General features: G+C 65.4%; 21 protein-coding genes. 12 read left to right on the forward strand and 9 right to left on the reverse strand.

Annotation, left to right across the window (positions count from 1 at the left end):
* Window positions 1–55 precede the first annotated feature (55 nt).
* Window positions 56–1,504: a TrkH family potassium uptake protein gene (locus HALZIN_RS0112555; protein ID WP_031384555.1), complete on the forward strand. Its 1,449-nt coding sequence runs from the start codon at window positions 56–58 to the stop codon at window positions 1,502–1,504.
* 104 nt (window positions 1,505–1,608) lie between these two features.
* Window positions 1,609–2,832 carry a TraB/GumN family protein gene (locus HALZIN_RS0112560; RefSeq protein WP_031384556.1) on the forward strand — a complete coding sequence of 408 codons (1,224 nt, stop codon included), beginning with the start codon at window positions 1,609–1,611 and terminating at the stop codon, window positions 2,830–2,832.
* A gap of 8 nt (window positions 2,833–2,840) precedes the next feature.
* Here the strand turns inward: HALZIN_RS0112560 and HALZIN_RS17590 are convergent, their stop codons facing one another.
* Both HALZIN_RS17590 and HALZIN_RS0112565 read right to left on the reverse strand, forming a co-directional pair.
* Complete coding sequence (locus HALZIN_RS17590) at window positions 2,841–3,047, reverse strand: SEC-C metal-binding domain-containing protein (RefSeq protein WP_035575356.1); 207 nt, start codon at window positions 3,045–3,047, stop codon at window positions 2,841–2,843.
* Between the two features lie 85 nt (window positions 3,048–3,132).
* Window positions 3,133–3,900: a tRNA-uridine aminocarboxypropyltransferase gene (locus HALZIN_RS0112565; RefSeq protein ID WP_035575357.1), complete on the reverse strand. Its 768-nt coding sequence runs from the start codon at window positions 3,898–3,900 to the stop codon at window positions 3,133–3,135.
* 281 nt (window positions 3,901–4,181) lie between these two features.
* On the opposite strand from HALZIN_RS0112565, the gene HALZIN_RS0112570 reads away from it, so the two are divergent.
* The 3 genes from HALZIN_RS0112570 (at window position 4,182) to HALZIN_RS0112580 (ending at window position 9,134) form a co-directional block, all read left to right on the forward strand.
* A complete protein-coding gene (locus tag HALZIN_RS0112570) occupies window positions 4,182–5,402 on the forward strand; it encodes an AAA family ATPase (protein ID WP_031384558.1) in 1,221 nt (406 codons plus the stop codon).
* The gene (locus HALZIN_RS17595; protein ID WP_084173579.1) at window positions 5,399–5,902 is read left to right on the forward strand and encodes a hypothetical protein; all 504 of its coding nucleotides are present in this window, start codon (window positions 5,399–5,401) and stop codon (window positions 5,900–5,902) included. Before HALZIN_RS0112570 ends, HALZIN_RS17595 begins: the two co-directional genes overlap by 4 nt.
* A gap of 370 nt (window positions 5,903–6,272) precedes the next feature.
* The gene (locus tag HALZIN_RS0112580; protein WP_035575358.1) at window positions 6,273–9,134 is read left to right on the forward strand and encodes an ankyrin repeat domain-containing protein; all 2,862 of its coding nucleotides are present in this window, start codon (window positions 6,273–6,275) and stop codon (window positions 9,132–9,134) included.
* Between the two features lie 85 nt (window positions 9,135–9,219).
* On the opposite strand, the gene HALZIN_RS0112585 is transcribed toward HALZIN_RS0112580, so the two are convergent.
* Window positions 9,220–9,975: a tRNA-uridine aminocarboxypropyltransferase gene (locus tag HALZIN_RS0112585; protein WP_051907514.1), complete on the reverse strand. Its 756-nt coding sequence runs from the start codon at window positions 9,973–9,975 to the stop codon at window positions 9,220–9,222.
* 152 nt (window positions 9,976–10,127) lie between these two features.
* Window positions 10,128–11,075: a bile acid:sodium symporter family protein gene (locus tag HALZIN_RS0112590; protein WP_031384562.1), complete on the reverse strand. Its 948-nt coding sequence runs from the start codon at window positions 11,073–11,075 to the stop codon at window positions 10,128–10,130.
* A gap of 459 nt (window positions 11,076–11,534) precedes the next feature.
* Here HALZIN_RS0112590 and HALZIN_RS18085 point away from each other — a divergent pair, with 459 nt between their 5' ends.
* The 5 genes from HALZIN_RS18085 (at window position 11,535) to HALZIN_RS0112615 (ending at window position 14,451) form a co-directional block, all read left to right on the forward strand.
* On the forward strand, window positions 11,535–11,681 hold the full coding sequence (locus HALZIN_RS18085) for a hypothetical protein (protein ID WP_160171098.1): 147 nt from the start codon (window positions 11,535–11,537) through the stop codon (window positions 11,679–11,681).
* Window positions 11,678–12,508, forward strand: a complete 831-nt coding sequence (tcdA, locus tag HALZIN_RS0112600; protein ID WP_031384563.1) for a tRNA cyclic N6-threonylcarbamoyladenosine(37) synthase TcdA — start codon at window positions 11,678–11,680, stop codon at window positions 12,506–12,508. The genes HALZIN_RS18085 and tcdA overlap by 4 nt, the downstream gene beginning before the upstream one ends.
* Entirely contained in the window at window positions 12,498–12,731 is a 234-nt protein-coding gene (locus tag HALZIN_RS0112605; protein WP_031384564.1) for a DUF1653 domain-containing protein, read from the forward strand. Before tcdA ends, HALZIN_RS0112605 begins: the two co-directional genes overlap by 11 nt.
* Window positions 12,732–12,849: 118 nt before the next feature.
* Window positions 12,850–13,356 carry a 5-(carboxyamino)imidazole ribonucleotide mutase gene (gene purE, locus HALZIN_RS0112610; protein WP_031384565.1) on the forward strand — a complete coding sequence of 169 codons (507 nt, stop codon included), beginning with the start codon at window positions 12,850–12,852 and terminating at the stop codon, window positions 13,354–13,356.
* A gap of 3 nt (window positions 13,357–13,359) precedes the next feature.
* Window positions 13,360–14,451, forward strand: coding sequence for a 5-(carboxyamino)imidazole ribonucleotide synthase (locus HALZIN_RS0112615; RefSeq protein ID WP_031384566.1), 1,092 nt, complete (start codon window positions 13,360–13,362; stop codon window positions 14,449–14,451).
* A gap of 99 nt (window positions 14,452–14,550) precedes the next feature.
* On the opposite strand, the gene HALZIN_RS0112620 is transcribed toward HALZIN_RS0112615, so the two are convergent.
* Window positions 14,551–16,185: a BCCT family transporter gene (locus HALZIN_RS0112620; RefSeq protein WP_031384567.1), complete on the reverse strand. Its 1,635-nt coding sequence runs from the start codon at window positions 16,183–16,185 to the stop codon at window positions 14,551–14,553.
* Window positions 16,186–16,305: 120 nt separating this feature from the next.
* Between HALZIN_RS0112620 and HALZIN_RS0112625 the strand changes: the two genes are divergently transcribed.
* Window positions 16,306–16,905: a YqaA family protein gene (locus tag HALZIN_RS0112625; RefSeq protein WP_031384568.1), complete on the forward strand. Its 600-nt coding sequence runs from the start codon at window positions 16,306–16,308 to the stop codon at window positions 16,903–16,905.
* Window positions 16,906–17,023: 118 nt separating this feature from the next.
* Window positions 17,024–18,019, forward strand: a complete 996-nt coding sequence (locus tag HALZIN_RS0112630) for an LLM class flavin-dependent oxidoreductase (RefSeq protein ID WP_031384569.1) — start codon at window positions 17,024–17,026, stop codon at window positions 18,017–18,019.
* Between the two features lie 81 nt (window positions 18,020–18,100).
* Here the strand turns inward: HALZIN_RS0112630 and tal are convergent, their stop codons facing one another.
* From tal to HALZIN_RS0112650, 4 genes are all read right to left on the reverse strand, one after another.
* A complete protein-coding gene (gene tal / locus HALZIN_RS0112635; protein WP_031384570.1) occupies window positions 18,101–19,054 on the reverse strand; it encodes a transaldolase in 954 nt (317 codons plus the stop codon).
* 40 nt (window positions 19,055–19,094) lie between these two features.
* Complete coding sequence (gene xylB / locus HALZIN_RS0112640) at window positions 19,095–20,591, reverse strand: xylulokinase (RefSeq protein ID WP_031384571.1); 1,497 nt, start codon at window positions 20,589–20,591, stop codon at window positions 19,095–19,097.
* Window positions 20,592–20,730: 139 nt separating this feature from the next.
* Window positions 20,731–22,209 carry a mannitol dehydrogenase family protein gene (locus HALZIN_RS0112645; RefSeq protein ID WP_031384572.1) on the reverse strand — a complete coding sequence of 493 codons (1,479 nt, stop codon included), beginning with the start codon at window positions 22,207–22,209 and terminating at the stop codon, window positions 20,731–20,733.
* Window positions 22,210–22,893 carry a nucleoside triphosphate hydrolase gene (locus HALZIN_RS0112650; protein WP_051907515.1) on the reverse strand — a complete coding sequence of 228 codons (684 nt, stop codon included), beginning with the start codon at window positions 22,891–22,893 and terminating at the stop codon, window positions 22,210–22,212.
* Window positions 22,894–22,919: the final 26 nt, after the last annotated feature.

Raw genomic sequence — 22,919 nt, forward strand, 5'->3', positions numbered from 1 at the left:
CGAACCACGGACACTCGCCAGTGACGATGCCCCATTCGACAAGGAACATGCGCTCTTGAGCCCCCGCGTCACCCTGCGCATCCTGGGCTTGCTGCTGATGCTGTTCAGCCTGACCCTGCTGCCGCCGATCCTGATCTCGTGGCTGTTCGTCGACGGCGTGTGGGAAGCCTTCGCCGTCGCCCTGGCGATCACCGCGGCCACCGGCGCGCTGCTCTACGTGCCCAACCGCAATGCACGCAAGGAGCTGCGCACCCGCGACGGCTTCGTGATCACGGTGATGTTCTGGAGCGTGCTGGGGCTGTTCGGGTCGCTGCCGCTGATGCTCGCCAGCGACCCGGCGCTGTCGTGGACCGACGCCGTGTTCGAATCGTTCTCGGGGCTGACCACCACCGGCGCCACGGTAATCACCGGCATCGACCTGCTGCCCGACTCGATCCGCTACTACCGCCAGCAACTGCAGTGGCTGGGCGGGATGGGTATCGTGGTGCTGGCGGTGGCGATCCTGCCGACACTGGGCATCGGCGGCATGCAGCTCTATCGCACCGAGATCCCCGGCCCGCTCAAGGATTCCAAGCTCACCCCGCGCATCACCGAGACCGCCAAGGCGCTGTGGTACATCTACGCGGCGCTGACGCTGGCCTGCTTTCTCGCCTACTGGGCGGCCGGCATGAACTGGTTCGACGCCCTCGGCCACAGCTTCTCGACCGTCGCCATCGGCGGTTTCTCGACCTACGACGCCAGCATCGGCTACTTCGACAGCGTGGCCATCGAACTGATCGCCGTGTTCTTCATGATCGTGTCGTCGATCAGCTTCGGCCTGCATTTTGCCGTGTGGCGCGAGAAGCGCATCCGGCACTACCTGGCGGACCCCGAGTTCCGCTTCTTCGTCGGCTTTCTGCTGCTGCTCAGCCTGATCAGCATCGCCACCCTGCTGATCACCCGGACCCACGACGGCCTCACCGCGCTGCGTCACGGGCTGTTCGAAGCGGTATCGATCGCCACCACCGCCGGCTTCGGCGTCGCCGACTTCTCGGCCTGGCCCGGCGCGCTGCCGTTTCTGCTGTTCGTCGCCGCCTTCGTCGGCGCCTGCTCGGGGTCCGCCGGCGGTGGCATCAAGGTGGTGCGCATCCTGCTGATCCTCAAGCAGGGCATGCGCGAGGTGCTGCGGCTGATCCACCCCAACGCGGTGATCTCGATCAAGGTCGGCAAGGCGCGGATTACCGACAACGTGGCCCAGGCGGTCTGGGGCTTCTTCTCGGTCTACGTGATGCTGTTCCTGCTGATGCTGATCGGCCTGCTCGCCACCGGGCTCGACCAGGTCACCGCCTGGTCGGCGGTGGGCGCGGCGCTCAACAACCTGGGGCCGGGGCTCGGCGAGGTCGCCAACGATTACGGCGATATTCCCGCGCTGGCCAAATGGATCCTGGTGGCGGCGATGGTGCTCGGCCGACTGGAAATCTTCACCGTGCTGGTGCTGTTCACGCCGGCCTTCTGGCGCCGCTAGGCGACACCGGAAAATTCGCGGCACTCACCCGGCCACTCGTTGGTTTGGCCTGGCTCGCCGCGATGTGGATAATCGAGCTTCTGCCTTACAGCCAGCGAGCCCCCATGACCGATACGCAGGACATTGCCCCCCCGGATACCGCCAGCGGCCCACGCGAGGTGGTCGTCAGCGGCGATACCCGCTACACCCTGCTGGGCACCGCGCACGTCTCGCGGGCCAGTGCCGACGAGGTGCGCGAGCTGGTCGAGTCCGGCGACTTCGATGCGGTGGCCATCGAACTGTGCGAATCGCGCCACCAGAGCCTGACCCAGCCCAACACCCTCGCCGACCAGGATCTGTTCCAGGTGTTCCGCCAGGGCAAGGCCGGCATGGTGGCCGCCAGCCTGGCGCTGGGCGCCTTCCAGCAGCGCGTCGCCGAACAGTCGGGCATCGAGCCCGGCGCCGAGATGCGCGAAGCGGTCAAGGCCTGCCGGCGCGCCGAACTGCCGCTGCTGCTGATCGACCGTGACATCGGCGTGACCCTCAAGCGCATCTACGCCAACGTGCCCTGGTGGCAACGCGCCAGCCTGATCAGCGGGCTCGCCGCCAGCCTGGTCTCGCGCCAGAAGATCTCCAGCGAGGATATCGAGCGGCTCAAGCAGGGCGACGTGCTGGAATCGACCTTCGCCGAGTTCGCCCAGCAGTCCGAAGCGCTGTACACCCCGCTGATCGCCGAGCGCGACCGCTACATGGCGCTACGCCTGGCCGAGGACAATACCCCGGCGCGCTACCGCGAAGTGCTGGTGGTGGTCGGCGCCGGTCACCTCAAGGGCCTGGCCGAGCATCTCAGGGCACCGCTGCCCGCCGAGCCGGCCAGCGAACGCGCCGCGCTCGATACCGTCAAGCCGCGGGCGCGCTGGTGGAAGGCGATTCCCTGGCTGATTACCGCACTGGTGCTGATCGGCTTCGCAATCGGCTTCTCCCGCGATACCCAGCTCGGCTGGCAGTTGATCGGCGAATGGTTCCTGATCAACGGGGTGCTTTCGGCACTGGGCGCGACGATCGCCCTGGCCCACCCTCTGACGGTGCTGGCGACCTTCTTCGCCGCCCCGCTGACCTCGCTCAACCCGACCATCGGCGCGGGCTTCGTCGCCGCCGGCGTCGAACTGGCGATGCGCCGACCCAAGGTGCGCGACTTCTCGCGGCTGCGCCACGACGTCGCCTCGCTCAAGGGCTGGTGGCGCAACCGGGTGTCGCGCACGCTGCTGGTGTTCCTGCTCGCCACCGTGGGCTCGGCGGCTGGCACCTGGATCGCCGGGCTGCGCATCGCCGGCCAGTTACTGGGCTAGCGCGCGGCTCAGCCGCCGTGACACTTCTTGTACTTCTTGCCGCTGCCGCATGGGCAGGGATCGTTGCGACCCAACGTCTTCAAGGCATTGCGCACCGGCGTCTGCGGACCGTGGTTGCAGTGCGGGCCATGCACGTGGCCGGCACTGCCCGATGCGGGACCAGCGTCATGAGTGTGTCGGCAATCGGGGCCATGAACGTGAGGGGATTGGGGCATCGGCGGATCCTCGTAACGGGCGCATGACGGACAAGACGCGCATTATCGCCGTCGTCGCGGCGAAAGAGAATCCCCGGCAGGCCGTTCAGCGCATATGCTCGCGCCTTTCCAGCAACCGTTTCATCGCCGCGGTCGGGGCCTCGAGCTTGCCGTGTCGGCGGCTGGCCGCGTAGCTGTCGTTGAAGGCATCGAAGTAGTCGTCGAGAGTCGCCGCCGCCTCACCGTCGCCGGTCTGGTGGAGCAGTTCGGCGGCGACCTCGGCGGTACACAGATGCTCACTCGGGGCCGGTTTGCGCAGCCGGTAGCGGGTGGTGCGTTCGCTGTGCAGCGGCAATACCGGCAACGCGGCCAGGTACGCGCTGCGGCGGAACATGCGCCGCGCCTGACGCCAGGTGCCATCGAGCAGGATCAGCACCGGAATGCGGCCATCGCGCTTGGCGGCGCGCACGGCGTCGGGGCCGACCACCCGCTCGGCGTAGTCCGGCTGATCATCGGGAAACACCACGAAGGGCGCGAACCGAGGATCGTCGAGACGCGCCAGCAGGGTCGGGTCGGGCGCCGTGCGACACCAGGTGAAGACCTCGGTGGTATCCAGGATATCGCCGATCAGGCGCCCGGTGTTGGTCGGCTTGTAATGCTCGTAGGGGTGCGTCAGCAGCCACACGCGGGTCTCGCTGGTGGTGGCCACCTTGTAGGGACACAGGCAATTGAGGCTGGGCAGTCGGCACGCCTCGCAGCGCGTCACGAAGCTGCCCCGGGCGTTGAACGGCTTGCGACGCGGAGTATCGCCCGAGGCGTCTTCGCCACGCTGGGCGCCCCGCTCACGACAAGGTTCGCTATCACAATCGGCCATAGGCTCGTACGCACCGGGCTTGGACCCTGACTCGGTGACCCAAGCAGGACGCTGAATGAAGACGCTAGATGAAAGAGCCGGGTAGTTTAGCATGCGCGGCCTGGGTACCCGTCAAGCGATCCGCCGGCGGTTATCGGGGCAACGACAGTCTGCGCGCTTTATTGCGGCTCATGCTGGCTAGCGCTCAGACAAGCACTGTCGTAGGGCCAACCAGTCGACCGTACTTCACTAACATGCCAGACTGCCATCTTGGACCCTCACTACTAGTAGAATACCGCTGAATGAAGCTAAAGCGCCTGATACTGGAGAACTTTCGCGCCAAGCCATCTCTGTCGATGACGCTGGGGCCGCGCCTGACGCTGCTAATGGGCGCCAATGGTAGTGGCAAGACCACCTTGCTGGACGGTATCGCCATTGGGCTCGGTGAAATCCTCACCTATCTGCCCGGTGTGTCGGGCATGACCTTCAAGAAGCGGGGCGATATTCATCAGCGGGGTAACCACTTGGCGCCCTATACACGGATTACCCTGGAAACCTTTCAAAGGCTTTCCTGGGACCGACTCCAGCGGCGCGACAATAGCAAGAAGACAGCCGGTGAGATCCCTCCGGGACAGGGAGTAAAAGCGCTCAAGCAACATCTCGACATTACCGTGATAGATCCTTGGGCAGCCGGAGAGCCCTTCGAACTGCCGGTGTTTGCCTATTACGGCGTTAGCCGCGCCTTGCTGGATCTACCCCTCAGTCGCAAGGGATTTCCCAAGTCCCACGAACGTTTCGATGCCTTGGCCAATGCGCTGAACGCCGATACGCGTTTCAAGTCGGCCTTCGTCTGGTTCTACAACAAAGAAAACGAGGAGCATCGGCTGCAAAGGCAGCACAAGAGCTTCGACGTAACGCTGCCGGAGCTGGATGCGGTACGCCGTGCCATCACGCAGTTATTTCCCGACCTCTCCGAGCCGCATATCGAACTCAATCCGCTGCGCTTCGCAGTGAAGCAGCAGGGCGAATGGCTGAATATCGCTCAGCTCAGCGATGGCTATCAGACCCTGCTGGGGCTGGTCATCGACCTCAGTTCGCGAATGGCCATGGCCAACCCACATCTAGATGATCCACTGGCGGCTGAAGCGGTGGTGATGATCGACGAAGTCGATCTACACCTACATCCCGAGTGGCAACGGCGTGTAGTGGGAGACCTGCTAGTCACCTTTCCCAATACCCAGTTCATCATCACCACCCACAGCCCCTTTATCGTCGAGGCGCTCAACAATCATCTCAAGCGCAGCCAGCTCGATGGCCTCGAGATCACCCATGAAGCCATCCAGGCACTATTGCCGCTATCGCCGAAAGAGGTGGCCGCCTATCTCATCACGCCGGACGAGGCCCAGTCGCTGATGGCGGCCGACCTGGGGCTGCTCGATGACAAGCTGCTCAGCCACTTCAATGCCATCAATCGCCTCTATGACGAGATGCGGGATATCGAGTGGGAGCATCGCGAGGCATGAATCTGGGCAAGTATCAGGACTGCGTGTGTCGGAGGATGGGCAACACCCAGGCGTTGTGCCGCGGGGAACTGACGTTAGGTGAGCAAGGCAAGCGGATTCGCCTGACCCCCAAGGCAGGGGAGCAGGCCGTCGCAGTGGTGCTGGATGGCTGTGTCTTGCGCGATAATCAGCCGAAGTGCGACGGACTCTTCCTCTGGCAGGGCAATCAAAGTAATGCCGCCGTGCTCGTCGAACTCAAGGGCGCCGGTGATATCCCGCACGCTTTCGAACAGCTTGCCTACGTGAAGCGGCAGCGGCCGGAATATCGGGCATTGGTGAAATCCCTGCGTGCAGAAGCTGGCGCTGGCCGACGCGTGTTGGAAAAGGCCGTGGTGATCACCAACGGCATGCTCTCCAAGCCGGATCAGGAGCGGCTGGAAGATCATTATGGCATCCGTGTGATGGCCGTCCTGCATTGTGAAGCCAGCTCGCCAATTCCTGAGTTGCGAGACCATCTCTGACCGCACCGCGAGAGATTACATTAGTCACCAAGGTAGGCATCGACGCAAGGAGAAACACTCGATGGCCGACCTACCTCCACTGAAAGTATACTACGACGGCATCTGCCCCATTTGCCGACAAGATCGCGCCCGCTACGAAAGCTGGCTGGGCAGGCGAGTCCGACCGGCAGGTGACAGCAAACGCTGCGCGACAAGGGCGTGGGCGCGCAGGCAGCGCTGCTCTCCCTACACGTGGAAGAAGAGGACGGGCGCACCGGGAGGAAATCGACGCCTTGTGCTCCGACCTGACTTTGATCCTTGAACGGGCCTCTGAAACAATCAGATTCGTTTACACGTAGACAGCCTTACTTAACAAACGAGCTCTCATCCTATGCGAGTCTTGCTTTACAGCGATCTGGACGCGGCATCGATTCCCGGTTTCCAGAAGTTACGCTCCGCCCTTGAAGCGGACAATTTTCGACAGGCCGATGTACGCAAGATCGGTGACAACCTTTATCGAGCACGCCTCAACAAACGTGATCGCGTACTGTTCTCGCTTTACCGGCATGCCCACGAAACCTGCTGCCTGATACTCGAATACCTGCGCAATCACGCCTATGAACGCTCGCGCTTTCTGGCCGGCGACGCCGTGATCGATGAAGACAAGATCCCCCGCTTGCAGGCCCCCGAAGAGGCAGAAGCCGCCCCCCTGAGCTACCTTCATCCGACTCGCGAGCGCTTCCATCTGCTCGACAAGATCCTGACCTTCGACGACGAGCAGGAAGCTATCTTCGCTTCGCCCTCACCGCTGGTCATCATCGGCTCGGCAGGCAGTGGCAAGACCGCGTTGATTCTCGAGAAGCTCAAGCAAGCCATCGGTGATGTGCTCTATGTCAGCCTTTCGTCCTATCTCGTGACCAGCGCTCGGGAGCTCTATTACGCCCACGGTTATGACAACCCCGATCAGTCGGTGGATTTCCTGTCGTTCCAGGAATTACTGGAAACCATCCAGGTGCCTCAAGGTCGGCAGGTCGAGAATCGGGATTTTCAGGACTGGTTCCAGCGCCATCGCCAAGGCAGTGGTCTGAGTGATTCACATAAACTTTACGAAGAGATCCGCGGCGTGATCACCGGAGCGACGACCGCGAGCGGTTGGCGTTCCCGGGAGGAATACCTGGAGCTCGGTGTCAAGCAATCGATCTTCCCGGAAGCCGAGCGCCCCCGGGTCTACGATCTTTTCGAACGCTACCTGGCGTTTCTCGGTGAGCAAGGGCTCTATGATCCCAACCTGGTTGCTCATGATCATCTCGCTCTCGTGCAACCCGGCTACGACTTCGTGGTGATCGACGAGGTGCAGGACATCACCAACGTTCAGCTCTACCTGATTCTAAAGAGCTTGCGGGAGCCCGGACAGTTCCTGCTCAGCGGCGACGCCAACCAGATCGTCCACCCCAACTTCTTCTCCTGGGCCAGCGTCAAGTCGCTGTTCTTTCATGAGCACGACCTGACCCGTCACGGCGAAGTCGTGCGTATCCTGCATGCCAATTACCGCAATGCGCCACTGGTCACTGCACTGGCCAACCGCATCCTCAAGATCAAGCATGCACGGTTCGGCTCGGTGGATCGCGAGAGTAACTATCTGATACATAGCGCTGTCGAGCAGTCGGGGCAGGTCCAACTCCTGGAGAACCGGGAAACGCTCAAGCGCGAACTCGACAACCGCACCGCACGGTCAACGCGTTTCGCAGTAATAGTGCTGCATCCGGCACAGAAGGAGGAAGCCCGGCGCTGGTTCCGCACCCCGCTGGTCTTCTCGATCCAGGAAGCCAAGGGTCTCGAATACGACAGCGCCATCCTTTACAACGTGATCAGCGAGGATGCAGACATGTTCCAGGCGATCACCCAGGGCGTAGCCCCCGAGGACCTGGAGCGCGAGGAACTCGATTACCGCCGTGGCAAGGACAAACACGATAAATCACTGGAGATCTATAAGTTCTTCATCAACGCTCTGTATGTGGCGGTAACCCGGGCGGTGCGCAATGTCTACCTGGTGGAGACGCAGCTCGACCATCCGCTATTGCAACTGCTGAATGTTGCAAGCCTGGAAGGTGAACTCCAGTTGCAACAGGACGATTCATCTCTCGAGGACTGGCAACACGAGGCCAGACGGCTCGAGCTCCAGGGCAAGGACGAGCAGGCCCAGGCGATCCGTGAGCAGATACTGGATGAACAACCGGTGCCCTGGACGGTACTGGATCGTGCGGGCTTCGAGGAATTGCGCCACCAAGCCCTCGTCGAGGGGGGCAAGAAGCAGCGTCTCGAAGTCTTCGAATACGCTCTGCTTCATCATCATCGCCCGACCCTTAACGCCTTAGCCGAGGCCGGCTTCAAGCCGGCCCTCAATGATAAAGCCAAGGCGGCGCATCAGCTCCACCGCAATCACTTCATGAGCTACGAGATGAGCCACCCTACGGCCGTGCTCAGGGATACGCAGCGCTACGGGGTGGATCATCGTATTCGCTTCGGCCTCACGCCCTTGATGATCGCAGCGCGATTGGGCAACAGTGCCCTGGTGGCGCAGTTGATCGAACGAGGAGCCAATCCGACGCTGACCACCAACAATGGTTTCACCGCCCTGCATTTCGCCCTGGAACAAGCGATGCTCGACGATACCTTTGCACGTCAACGCTTCCCCGCCCTCTACCCTCTGCTGGCCCCGGCTAGCCTCAACGTGCAAGTCGATGGCCGTCTGGTGAAGCTCGATCGTCGACTGATGGAAACCTTCCTTCTCGAACTGCTGCAAGCCATGTTCTATCGCCATCTCGGCCCGGTCCTGGCATGGAACCACGGCTACACAGCCCAGGATATTGAAGGTTGGGTCTCTCGACTTCCCGATAGTGTCTTGCCTGCGCGCCGCAAGCGCCGAGCCTATCTCTCCAGCGTTCTGGCCAAGAACGAAATCCAGCGCGAGGATCGTTACAATCGCAAACTGTTCCTGCGCCTGCGGCGCGGACACTACGTGCTCAACCCGGCCCTGAAGCTTCGCGATGGTGCAAGCTGGATCGGCTTGCATGAACGCTTCTTGCTGGAGGATCTGGGGATCCGTCGGTCCGCGGAACGGCTGTCCTCTCAAGAAATACGCCTGTTCGACGCTGACTTTCTGCGCCGCCAGGATCAGTATCAGCAAGATACACTGAAGACCCAGCGAGGTACCCTGCTCAGTCTGGGAGCCGGTAGCCAGGGCGGCCAATAACCGAGGACAGGGGCAACATTGGAAAAGCCGCCTTGCATCGCCACTTCAACGATCGCAATCGAGTTCGCTGAGTGGTTTATCGGCGCTAGCGCCTTGCCAGCAGCCGCTGCATCGGCGCGGTCGGAGCCTCGAGCTTGCCGTGCCGGCGGCTGGCCGCGTAGCTGTCGTTGAAGGCGTCGAAGTAGTCGTCGAGGGTCGCCGCCGCCTTGCCGTCGCCGGTCTGGTGAAGCAGCTCGGCGGCGACCTCGGCGGTACACAAATGCGCACTCGAGGCCGGCTTGCGCAGCCGGTAGCGGGTCGCGCGCTCGCTGTGCAACGGCAATACCGGCAAGCGCTCGAGATAGGCGCTCTTGCGAAAGATTCGCCGCGCCTGGCGCCAGGTGCCGTCGAGCAGAATCAGCACCGGAATGCGCCCCTCGCGCTTGGCGGCGCGCACGGCGTCGGGGCTGACCACGCGCGCGGCGTAGTCCGGCTGGTCGTCGGGGAACACCACGAAGGGCGCGAACCGCGGGTCTGCAAGGCGCGCCAGCAGGGTCGGGTCGGGCGCCGTGCGATACCAGGTGAAGACTTCGGTGGTGTCCAGAATATCGCCGATCAGCCGCCCGGTGTTGGTCGGCTTGTAATGCTCGTAGGGGTGTGCCAACAGCCACACGCGGGTCTCGCTGGCGGCGGCCACCTTGTAGGGGCACAGGCAGTTGAGGCTGGGCAGCCGACACGCCTCGCAGCGCGTCACGAAGCTGCCCCGGGCGTTGAACGGCTTGCGCCGCGGAGCATCGCCCGAGACGTCTTCGCCGCGCTGGGCGCCCCGCTGACGACAAGGCTCGCTATCACGATCGACCATAGGCTCGTACGCACCGGGCTTGGACCCTGACTCGGTGACCCAAGCAGGACGCTGAATGAAGACGCTAGATGAAAGAGCCGGGCAGTCTAGCATGCCCGGCCCCGATTCCCCTCAAGCGATCCGTCACGTGCTAACGGCGGATCGCCGGTCGCTCAGCGCGGGGCCAGCGCCGGCTCGGCCTCGTCGCCAACCGGGCGGCGCTTCCAGTAGCCCGCCAGCAGCGAGCCGGAAACGTTGTGCCAGACCGAGAACAGCGCCCCGGGAAGCGCCGCGGTGGCGGTGAAGAACTGGTTGGCCAGCGTCACCGCCAGGCCGGAGTTCTGCAGGCCGACCTCGAAGGCGATGGTGCGCGCGGTGCGCTTGTCGAAGCGCAGCGCCCGGGCCAGCGCATAGCCGCCGCCCAGGCCGATGGCGTTGTGCAGGACCACCGCCAGCGCGACGATCGGACCCAGCGTGGCCAGCCTGCCGGCGTTGAGGGCAACGACGATGGCAATGATCAGCACGATGGCCGCCATCGCCAGCGTCGCCAGCGCCGGCTCGACGCGCTGGATGTGGCTACCGAGCAGATGATGGATCACCACCCCCAGCACGATCGGCGCGACCACCAGCTGGGCGATGCTCATCAGCATTCCGGCCACCGGCACGTCGACGCTCTGTCCGACCAGCAGCAGTGTCAGCAACGGCGTGGCGAACACCGAGATCAGCGTCGAGACCATGGTCATCGAGACCGACAGCGCCACGTGGCCACCAGCCAGCCAGGTCATGACGTTGGACGAGGTGCCGCCGGCGGTGGCACCCACCAGCACCATGCCGGTGGTCAACTCCGGCGATAGCCCCAGCATCAGCGAGACCAGCAGCGCCGCCATCGGCATGATCAGGAACTGCAGCACCACGCCCACGGCGATCGGCTTGGGCGACTTGACCACCCGGGCGAAGTCGTCCCTGGAGAGCGTCAGCCCCATGGCGAACATGATGATGACCAGCAGCGTCTTGATGTAGCCGGCCAGGCCGCTGAACAGCTCGGGCAGCAAGGCGGCGACGACCGCGAGCAGCACGGCCCACACGGGGAACAGACGGTTGATGCGTTCGAAGATCGACATGACGTGTCCTAGGCGTTGAAAGGTCCGGATGGACGACGGCCGCTAGCAGCCTGTCGGACTTAACGCTGATCTGCTGCGAAACCCGGGCTTTCGGCCAATTTCATTCGCTCTGATTCGTTAAATAGCGCGCTATTCGCCTCATCAGATCGATCAACTTGTCTCGAAATCCGCTTTTCTCGCTACGATCGGTCAAATCCGACAGACTGCTAGGCGGGCTGACCCGCGCGGCTCTGGTTGGGCAACGCCACGGCGTTGCGGGCGCTGCTTAGCCGGCTATCATGCCGCAACGCCCAGGCGGCGGAAAGTCGACCTTGGCACGATCATCGATCACTCGGGGGGCGTCAGCCGCCCCTGATTCAGCCAGTGGTCGGCCTGGCGCGGCACGCCTGTCGAGGGTGACAGGGCGGGGCCGGGGCGGCGACAATGCCCGTCCCTGTTGCAGCTACTTCGAGTGCCCTGATGAGTCCAGCGACGACGTTCGACGACCGTCTGCCGATCGTCTACCAGGACGATACCCTGGTCGCGATGCACAATCCCTCAAGCCTGCTGGTCCACTGCGGTGGTGACGCTTGCGCTGCCCCCCATGCCTGCGAGGCGCTGTCATGAGCGACGATTACGCCTTTCGCTTCGGCGGCATTCGCCGCCTCTATGGCGCCCGGGCGGCGTCGCGTTTCCAGCGCGCCCACGTGGTGGTGGTGGGCCTCGGCGGCGTGGGCAGCTGGGCGGCGGAGGCGCTGGCCCGCTCAGGGGTAGGCCGGCTGACGCTGATCGATCTCGACGACGTCTGCGTGTCCAACGTCAACCGTCAGCTGCACGCCCTGGACGGCAGCATCGGCCGGCCCAAGGTCGAGGTGCTCGCCGAGCGCTTTCGGGCGATCAACCCGGCGCTCGAGGTGATCGCCGACAACGCCTTCGTCACCCCCGGCAATCTCGAAGCGCGCATTCCCGAGGACGCCGATCACGTCATCGATGCCATCGACAGCGTCCTCGCCAAGGCGGCGCTGATCGCCTGGTGCAAGCGCCGCAAGCTGGGCCTGACGGTGACCGGCGCCGCCGGCGGCCAGACCGACCCGGCGCGGATTCGCACCGCCGACCTGAGTCGCACCGAACATGATCCGCTGCTCGCCAAGGTGCGTGCCCGGCTGCGCCGGGATTTCGGCTTCTCGCGCAATCCCAAGCGCCGCTTCGGCGTCGAATGCGTCTATTCTGACGAACAGCTGATCTATCCGGATGGCGACGGCGAGGTCTGCCTGCAGAAACCCGGGCTCGGCGAGGCGACCCGGCTCGACTGCGCCAGCGGCTTCGGCGCGGCGAGCTTCGTCACCGGCAGCTTCGGCTTCGTCGCCGCCTCGCGGACCCTGGCCCGCCTGGCCGAGCGCGCCCGCCGTGAAGCCGCTACCGCCACTCGCGAGGAGTCCTTTGATGCATCATGAAGCATCCCGCCCGGTACCGGGCATCTATCGCCACTACAAGGGCCAGAGCTACGAGGTGCTGGGTCTGGCCCATCACAGCGAGAGCACGGAACCGATGGTGGTGTACCGCGCGCTGTACGGCAGCTATGGACTCTGGGTGCGGCCACTGGCGATGTTCGTCGAGACCGTCGAGGTCGCCGGCGAGCCGGTCGCGCGCTTCGCCCTCGTCGCGGCCTTCCCGTGATGTAGCATGCCCTGGCGTGCCGGCGATGGTATACTGCGTCGCTTGTTTTAACGGTCGCCGGGCCCGCCTCGCAGACGCGCCGGGCGAACCGCGCGACAGCAATCTAAGCGGAGGCAGCATGAGCGCACTGGTAGGCGTCATCATGGGATCGAAATCGGACTGGTCGACGCTGAGTCACACCGCCGAGACCCTCGAGCGACTGGGCATCGAACACGAGATCCAGGTGATTTCCGCGCACCGCACGCCGGATCTGCTGTTCGACTACGCCGCTGGCGCCGCCGAGCGCGGCCTCGAAGTGATCATCGCCGGGGCCGGCGGCGCCGCTCATCTGCCGGGCATGGCCGCCGCCAAGACGGTACTGCCGGTACTCGGCGTGCCGGTCCAGTCGAGCATGCTCAGCGGCGTCGACTCGCTGCTGTCGATCGTCCAGATGCCCGCCGGCATTCCCACCGGCACGCTGGCGATCGGCCGCGCCGGGGCGATCAACGCCGCGCTGCTGGCGGCGGCGATGCTCGGCAACAAGTATCCCGAGATCCGCGCCGCCCTCGAAGACTACCGGGCCGAACAGACCCGCGCCGTGCTCGACGCGCCGGACCCGCGGCCGTCCTTGTCAGGGGAGAATTGATCGATGCGTATCGGAATCGTCGGTGGCGGCCAATTGGGCCGCATGCTCGCCGAAGCCGGCGCCGGCTTCGACGCTCGCTTCACCTTCCTCGACCCGGGCGACGCGCCCTGTGCGGCACTGCACGGTCGCCACTTGCACGCCGCCTGGGACGACGCCGAGGCGCTCACCGCGCTGGTCGACTCAAGCGATGCGCTGACCTTCGAATTCGAGAACGTCGACCCGGCGGTGGTCGCCCGCCTCGCCGAGCAGCGCCCCGCCTACCCGCCCGCCCAGGCGCTGGCCATCGCACGTGACCGCTGGGCCGAAAAGACCCTGTTTGGCGAGCTTGAGATCCCGGTGGCGCCGGTGGCGCGCATCGACAGCCAGGCCGAGCTGGACGACGCGATCGCCGAGATCGGCCTGCCCGCGGTACTCAAGACCCGCACCCTGGGTTACGACGGCAAGGGCCAGAAGGTGCTGCGCGAGCGCGCCGACGTCAGCGGTGCCTTCGCCGAACTGGGCGAGGTGCCGCTGGTCCTGGAAGGCTTCGTCGACTTCGATCACGAGGTCTCGCTGATCGCGGTGCGCGACCCTGTCGGCGAGACGCGAGTCTGGTCGCTGGTCAGAAACGAGCATCGCCAGGGCATGCTGCACTGCTCTATTGCGCTGGCCGATCATCCGCTGCAGCGCGTGGCCGCGGACTATGCCGGGCGGGTGCTCAAGCGGCTCGATTACGTTGGCGTGATGGCCTTCGAATTCTTCGTTGCCGGCGACGACCTGCTGGCCAACGAGATCGCCCCGCGGGTTCACAACTCCGGGCACTGGACCATCGAGGGCGCCACCACCAGCCAGTTCGAGAATCACCTGAGGGCGATCGCCGGGCTGCCGCTGGGCGCCACCGAGCGGCTGACGCCGTGCGCCATGCTCAACGTGATCGGCGCCCTGCCGGAACGCGAAGCGGTACTCGCGGTACCGGGAACGCGCTGGCACGACTACGGCAAGGCGCCGCGCCCGGGCCGCAAGCTCGGCCACATCACCATACTCGCCCCCGACGAGGCCAAGCTCGACGAGCGTATCGAAGCCGTCGAGGCGCTGCTGGTCAACGACCTGGGCTGACCCGGCGCAGACGAGCGCCGCCCCCAGAGCCGTCCCTCGGAGGCTGTGTGAAAAAGCCTCCGAGGCCGGGCGTTGGTGCACCTGGACCAATCACGACAATCAGCTGCCTTCGCGGGTATTGATGCGCCGATTGACCACACCGGGGGCGCGGCGGTAGCGATCGGCTTCGGCGAGTTCGTCGGCCTCGAAGACGTCGGCGCCGACCGGGGTATCGCCATGACGGCGATAGAGCGCGGTGAGCATCGCCTTGCGGTCGGAGCGCAACTCCTTGATCAGCACGAATATCATGCCATAGATAATGAAGGTGAATGGCAGCGCCGAGAGCACCGAGGCCGACTGCAGCCCCTTCAACCCGCCGGCGATCAGCAACGTCAGACAGATGGCGGCGATCAATAGTCCCCAGGCGATGCGCTTGTAGAGCGGCGGGTTGATCGAACCGCCATCGGTCATCTGGGCGACAATGTAGGTCGCCGAGTCGGCGGAGGTCACCAGGAAGATGAAGATCAGCAGCAGGGCGACCAGCGACAGCGCCTCGGTGAACGGCATCAGCTCGAACATCTTGAACAGCGCCGAAGTGATGTTCTGGTCGGTGGCGGCGGCCAGGCCGACGTCGCCGGTCAACTCCATGTTGAGCGCCGCACCGCCGAACACCCCGATCCACAGGGTGGCCAGCAACGGCGGCATGATCAGCACGCCGAACACGTATTCCTTGATGGTGCGGCCCCGCGAGATACGGGCGACGAAGGTGCCCACGAACGGTGACCAGGCGATGACCCAGGCCCAGTAGAAGATGGTCCACTCATTGGCCCAGGTGCTGTTGTCATATGGCGAGGTGCGCAGGCTCATGACGATGAAGTTCTGCAGATAATCGCCGATCCCCAGGGTGATCGTCTTGAGGATCGCCAATGTCGGCCCGGCGATCAATACGTACAACATCAGCGCAAAGCACAGCACCAGGTTGATGTTTGATAGACGCTTGATGCCCTTGTCCAGACCGCCCCAGGCCGACGCCATGTAGCAGACGAACATCGCGCCCATGATCGCGAACTTCCAGAAGGCGTTTTCCTCGACGCCGAACACCGCCTTGAGACCGCCATTGATCTGCAATACGGCCAGCCCGATCGAGGTCGCCACGCCCATGATGGTCGCCACCACGGCGAAGATATCCAGTGCCGGCGTCCACTTGCGCAATTTCGGGCGCTTGGCGGTAACCGATGACAGCACCGACGAGACCAGGCCGGCCTGGCCCTTGCGGAACTGGAAGTAGGCAATGATCAGGCCGACGATCGAGAACGCCGCCCACTGATGGATGCCCCAGTTGAAGAAGCTGTACTGGATGGCATAACGCGCCGACGCGACCGACTCGGGTTCGACATCGCCGAACGGCGGACGTAGATAATGGGTCATCGGCTCGGCCATGCCATAGAACACCAGGCCGACACCGAAGCCGGCCGCCAGCAACATGGCGACCCACGAAAAGAAGCTGTAGCTCGGCGTGCTGTCCTGGGGCCCGAGGCGAATCTTGCCGTACTTGCTCAACGCCAGGCAGACCAGGAACAGCACGAAGCCGAACACCGAAAACAGATAGAACCAACCGAAGTAACGTCCGATCGTCTTCAGGGCCGCGTCGGCCACCGCGCCGAACTGGCTGGGGAAGGCGGCGCCCACCGCCACCAGGGCGATGATGATCGAGGCGGAAATGGTGAAGACGCGTTGCCGTCCAGAGTTGGCCATTGAGGATTTCCTTTTCCTTGGAGTCGCGTTAGCGCCAGCTTGCCATTACTCTTCCCGCTATAGCAATCAACCGGCGCGTTCGTTCACAGGCCGAGATGCGCCACGCCAGCGGGCTCCGCCATGTCCTTACCCTCGTTCACTTCACTGGCTTCCGCCACCGCCTGGCTCGAACGCCTGTCGACGTCGCGCCACGCCATGGCGCTGCTGTTCCTTGCCTCGATTCTCGAAACCCTGATCGTGCCGATTCCCATCGAACTGATCCTGATCCCGTGGATGATCAGCCAGCCCAGCGCCAAGTGGCGCCTGGCTGCGGTAGCGCTGGCCGGCAACCTGACTGCCGCGTTGATCGGCTACGGGCTGGGCGGCCTGGCCATGGCGCAATGGGGGGATACGCTGATCTCGCTGTTCGGCGGGCAGCAGGCCTACAGCAACTTCGAGAGCCGCTTCGACGCCAACGGCTTTCAGGCGATCCTCGCCGTGGGCATTGTGCCGATACCCTTCCAGATCGCCATGCTGGTGGCCGGCGCCAGCCACTACCCTTTGCCGCTGTTCCTGCTGGCCGCGCTGATCGCCCGCGGCATCCGCTACTTCGGCCTGGCGTTGTTGGTGGCCTTGGTCGGCAATAGCGCCACACGACTCTGGCGGCGACACTCCAAGCCGGTTGGCGCGGTGGCACTGCTGGCATTCGCCGTCTGGGCGTATTTCCTGTTCGTTTCATGAGCGCAGCCGACCGAGTTTCGCCACGCTGGGCGTATGCCGCTTGAGTTCGTGGCAGCGCGCCCCCACAAGAGGATTATTAAGACGCTAACGAGAGCGTCGCATCCACTTTGAGGACACCATGCCCCGACTTGCCAACACCCCGCTTTCCGTGCTCGACCTGGCGCCGATCCGCCAGGGCGGCAGCATCGCCGAGACCTTCGCCGACAGCACCGCGCTGGCCCGCCAGGTCGACGAACTCGGCTTCAACCGCTACTGGCTGGCCGAGCATCACAACATCGACGGCATCGCCAGTGCGGCAACCTCGGTGCTGATCGGCCACATCGCCGGCGCCACCCGGCGCATCCGCGTGGGCAGCGGCGGAATCATGCTGCCCAACCATCCGCCACTGGTGATCGCCGAGCAGTTCGGCACCCTGGAAACGCTCTACCCCGGGCGCATCGACCTGGGCCTGGGGCGCGCGCCGGGCTCCGACGGCGCGACCATGGCGGCGATGCGCCGCAACCCGCGCGCCGGGGTCAGCGACTTTCCCGAGCGGCTCGACGAGCTGCGCCGCTACCTGGGCGATGCCCTGCCCGACCAGCGCGTGCGCGCGGTGCCCGGCCAGGGCACCCACGTGCCGATCTGGCTGCTCGGCTCGAGCGGCTACAGCGCCCAGCTCGCCGCGCGGCTCGGCCTGCCGTTCGCCTTCGCCGCGCAGTTCGCGCCGGGCTACCTGTTCGAGGCGCTGCGCCTGTATCGCGAGCAGTTCCGGCCGTCCGCGGTGCTCGATGCGCCCTATGCGATGGTCGGCATGCCGCTGATCGCCGCCGACAACGACGCCCACGCCGATTATCTTGCCACCACCGCGCAGCAGAAGTTCCTCAACCTGATTCGCGGGCGCAGCACCCGCGCCCAGCCGCCGGTGGAAAGCCTCGACTGGACGCCCCACGAGCAGGCCGCGGTCGCCCAGCATCTGGGCGCGGCGGTGGTCGGCGGGCCGGAGAGTGTGCGCGCGGGGCTCGAGCGCTTCATCGAGCAGACCGGCGCCGACGAGCTGATGCTGGTCACCGACGTCTTTGATGCCGCCGATCGCCGGCGCTCGTTCGAGCTCGTCGCCGATATCTGGCACGACTGAGTCGCGCCGCCTGCACGCATGACCGGCTGATGGCAAAAAGCCGGTTTGCGCCGGATTTCTCATGGCCGGAAGCGACCGGGTTCAGCCGCGCAGACGCTCGGCGAGCAGCTTCTCGAGCTTGCCCTGATCGTCGGCGAAGCGCCGGATGCCCTCGGCCAGCTTGTCGTTGGCCATGGCGTCCTGGTTGTGGCCCCAGCGGAATTCCGGCTCGGTCAGCGCCGGCAACCGTTCGGTGGCATCGCCGACATCGGTGATCTTGCGCTCGACCTCGCCCTCGCTGGCGGCCAGCTCCTCGAGCAGCGCCGGCGAGATGGTCAGACGGTTGCAGCCGGCCAACGCCAGGATCTGCCCGGTGGTGCGAAAGCTCGCGCCCATCACCACGGTGTCGTAGCCGAAGTCGCTGGCATAGCGGCAGACGCCCTGCACGAACTGCACGCCGGGGTCCTGCTCCGGAGCATAATCCTGACCGGTTTCCTTCTTGAACCAGTCGGTGACCCGGCCGACGAACGGCGAGACCAGGTGCACGCCGGCATCGAAGCAGGCGCGCGCCTGGGCGTCACTGAACAGCAGCGTCAGGTTGCACTGGATGCCCTCGCGCTCGAGGGTCTCGGCGGCGCGGATGCCTTCCCAGGTCGACGCCAGCTTGATCAGGATGCGCTCGCGGCCCACGCCGTGGCGTTCGTAGAGCTCGATCAGCTGGTGGGCCTTCTCGATGCTCGCCTGGCGATCGAACGACAGCCGCGCCGGGACCTCGGTGGACACGCGCCCCGGCACCAGCTCGGCGATCTCGCGGCCGATCGCTACCGACAACCGATCCACCGCCTGCTCGACCTGCGCGGCGGGATCGCCGACCTCGCGCTTGACGGCGTCGAGGGTCTCGTCGATCAGCGCCTGATGACCGGGCAGATCGAACGCCTTGAGGATCAGCGACGGGTTGGTGGTGGCGTCGTGGGGCTGATAACGACGAATGGCTTCCAGGTCGCCGGTGTCGGCGACGACCAGAGAGAGCTTCTTGAGAGCGTCGAGTTGACTCATGGGATCATCCTTCTGTCGATCAATGGGCTCGGCGCCGGCCTCAGGCCGGCACGTCGTAGCGTTCGGCCAGCGCCTGACGATAGCCGAGGTAGCGTTCATCATAACGCGTCGCGGCCTCGCTGCGGGGCCGGGCACGGGTGTCGGCATCGAGACTCACCAGCCGCTGGCAGAGCGTGGCCAGCGATTCGCCGCCGCCGCGCTGCCGGGCGTCGCACCACGCCGCCTGGATCGCCGCGCCCAGCGCCGCGGCCTCGGTGAGCCGCGGGCAGACCACCTCGACGCCCAGCACGTCGGCGACGATCTGCCGCCACACCGGACTCTTGGCGCCGCCGCCCACCAGCCGGATCTCGCTGACCCGGTCGGCCAACGGACCCAGCAGCTCGAGGCCGTAGCGCATGCCATAGGTCGCCCCTTCGACCACCGCCCGGCACAGGTTGTCGGCGCTGGTGTTGACACTGGTCAGGCCGACGAAGCTGGCGCTGGCGTGGGGCAGCGGCGGCACTCGCTCGCCGTTGAAGAACGGCAGCACCATCACCCCCTCGGCACCGACCGGCGCGGCGGCGACGCGTTCGCCGAAGGTCGCCACGTCGAAGCCGAACAGCTCGCGTACCCGAGTGGTCGCCGAGGTCACGTTCATGGTACACACCAGCGGCAGCCAGCCGCCGCTGCTGGCGCAGAAATTGGCGACCATGCCCTGGGCGTCGATCACCGGCTCCTCGGCGTAGGCGCAAACCGTGCCCGAGGTTCCGAGGCTCATGGTCACCAGCCCCGGGGCGATGTTGCCGGTGCCGATCGCCGCCATCATGTTGTCGCCGCCGCCGCTGGCGACCAGCACGTCATCGCTCAGGCCCAGCTCGCGGGCCACCTCGGCGCGCACCCGGCCGACCGGCTCCGACGAGTCGATCAGCCGCGGCAGCATCGTATTCGGATCGAGTTCCGGGGCGACGACCTTGAACGCCTCATGATGCCACGCGCGCCGGCGGGTATCGAAATAGCCGGTGCCCGAGGCGTCGCCGCACTCGGTGACCCGCTCGCCGGTCAGCCAGAAATTGAGATAGTCGTGGGGCAGCAGCAGGCTGTCGATGCGCCGGTAGGCCTCGGGGTGGGTATCGCGCAGCCAGGCCACCTTGGACGCGGTATAGCCGGTCTGCAGCAACAGGCCAAGCTTGTCGAGACAGCCCTGGCGGCCGCCCAGCGCCTCGATCAGGTGCTCGTTGTGCAGCGCGGTCTCGGTGTCGCACCACAGCTTGGCCGGGTAGACCGGCTCGCCCCGGGCGTCCAGCGCGACCATGCCGTGCTGCTGGCCGGAGACGCCGATGGCGCGGATCGCGCGGGCGTCGATGCCCGCCTCGGCCAGCGCGTCGGCGAACGCGCCGCGCAGCGCGGCCAGCCAGTCGTCGACCGACTGCTCGCGGCGCCCGCCGTCGCCCTCGATCAGCTGGTGCGCCCGGCTGCCCTCGCCGAGGATCGTCCCACGCTCGGCGTCGACGATCACCACCTTGGTGCTCTGGGTGCCGCAATCCACGCCTAGATACATGCCTTGCTCCCCTTTCAATCCTTTCAATCCTTTCAATCCTTTCAATCCTTTCAATCCTTTCAACCCTGGCAACCCTGGCAATCCCGACGCCGCCGGCGCCAACCAGTACCAGGGTAGCCGCCGCGGCTGGCGATGAACATCAGCGCGAGCCCACCAGCGACTCGACGGTGGCCCGCGCGCCATCCCGATGCAGCCGCTCGAGGGCATCGAGATAGGCCGCGCAGAAGCGTTCGTCGTCGGCCAGTTCGCCGAACAATTGACGATTGCCGATGAACCCGCGCGGGTTTTGGCGGTTGTCGGCGGCCAACGTCATCAGTTCGTCCTTCAATCGGTCGACCACCTCGATCGGCTCGCCCTGTTCGTCTTGGCCCTCGGCGTAGCGCGCCCAGCTCGCCACCACCGCCGCGCTGCGCTTGATCTCGCCGCCACGCTCGAGCTGCTCGCGAATCACCGGCAGCAGCCACTTGGGGATGCGATCCGAGCTTTCGGCGCACAGCCGCGCCAGGGTATCGCGGATCTCGGGGTTGGCGAAGCGCGCAATCAGCGTGCGCTTGTAGTCGTCGAGATCGACCCCCGGCACCGGCGACAGCGTCGGCGTGGCCTCGAGGTTCATGTAATCGAGCAGCAAGTCGACGAACAGCGGGTCCTGGCAGACCTCGTGGGCGTAGCGATAGCCCGCCAGGTAGCCGAAATAGCTCAGCGCCTGGTGGCTGGCGTTGAGCAGCCGCAGCTTCATCAGTTCGTAGGGGATCACGTCGTCGACCATCTGCACCCCGACCTTCTCGAAGGACGGCCGGCCGAGCGGGAAATGATCCTCGAGCACCCATTGGCTGAACGGCTCGCAGACCACCGGCCAGCGGTCCTCGACGCCGAAGCGCTCAGCGAGCGCCGCGATGTCGGCCGGCGCGGTCACCGGGGTGATGCGATCGACCATGGCGTTGGGGAAGCTGACCTCGGCCTCGACCCAGGCGCCCAGCTCGCCGTCCAGCGCCCGGGCGTGGGCGGTGAACATGCGCCGGGCGACGTCGCCGTTGCCCTGGATATTGTCGCAGGACATCACGGTGAACGGCGCGATGCCTCGCACGCGACGCCGCTTGAGCGCGGCGACCACCAGCCCGAAGGTAGTGCGCGGCGCGTCGGGCTCGGCAAGATCGTGAGCGACGTCGGGGTTGGCCAGGTCGTAGTCGCCGGTGACGTGGTGAAAGTTGTAGCCGCCCTCGGTGACGGTCAGCGAGACGATTCGCGTCGCCGGGTCGGCCATGCGCTCGATCACCGCCTCGCGCTCTTCGGGGGCGTAGAGATAGTCGACGAGCGAGCCGATCACCCGCGGCTCGTAACGCCCGTCGGGGTGCTTGACCACCAGCGTGTAGAGATGATCCTGAGCGGCCAAGACGTCGCGCATGCGCCGGTCGCCGGGCATCACGCCGACGCCGACGATCCCCCAGTCGAGCGCCTCGCCGCGGTTCATCAGCTCGTCGAGATACATCGCTTGGTGGGCACGATGGAAGCCGCCCACGCCGATGTGGACGATGCCCGGAGTGACTCGCGAACGGTCGTAGCGCGGCGTGGCGACGGCGGCGTCGAATCCGGCCAGGGTGGCGTTGGTCAGTTCAGTCATCTAGGGACTCTCCTGGGGGGCCGAGTTGGGGCCGAGCGGGTGTCGCAGCTCGGCGTGAAAGTGCCAGCGCCAGGTCGGCGCCACCGAGCGGTCGTTGACCAGCCGTGCGTTGAGCATGTCCTTGTCGTGGGTGCGCGCGTGCGCGACGGCCGCGTCCTCGCCCATGCCCCGCCAGCGAGCGAGCAGCCGCTCGACCAGCACGGCATCGGGCACTTCGATGAACAGCGTCAGGTCGAACAGTGCGTGCAGTTCGCGCCAGGGCGCGACGTCGAGCAGCAGGTAATTGCCCTCGACGAGCACCAGGCGGTGCTCGGGCAGGATCAACCGGCCGCCGGCGCGCGCCAGGTCGAGCGGACGATCGAACACCGGCACCGCGACGGTGCGATCGGCGCGACGGATGCGTTCCAGATCGTGCTTGAGCCCGTCGCAGTCGAAGGTCTCGGGGGCGCCCTTGATCGCTAGCCGGCCCTGCGGCGCGAGCACCGCGTTGTCGAAGTGATAGCCGTCCATCGGCACGATGGCGGCACATCCTGGCCGACGGACGTTGAGTTCACGGCACAGCCAGCCTGAGAGGAAGGATTTACCGGCCGCCGGCGGACCCGCCAGGGCGACGATGAAGCGTTGGCGTTGTTGATCAGCCGCCGCGAGCAACCGTGTCGTCATCTCGTGGATATTCGGAGTCATTATTGTTCCCGCATGGTCAAAAAATC

This window comes from Halomonas zincidurans B6 (assembly GCF_000731955.1).
Taxonomy (GTDB): domain Bacteria; phylum Pseudomonadota; class Gammaproteobacteria; order Pseudomonadales; family Halomonadaceae; genus Modicisalibacter; species Modicisalibacter zincidurans.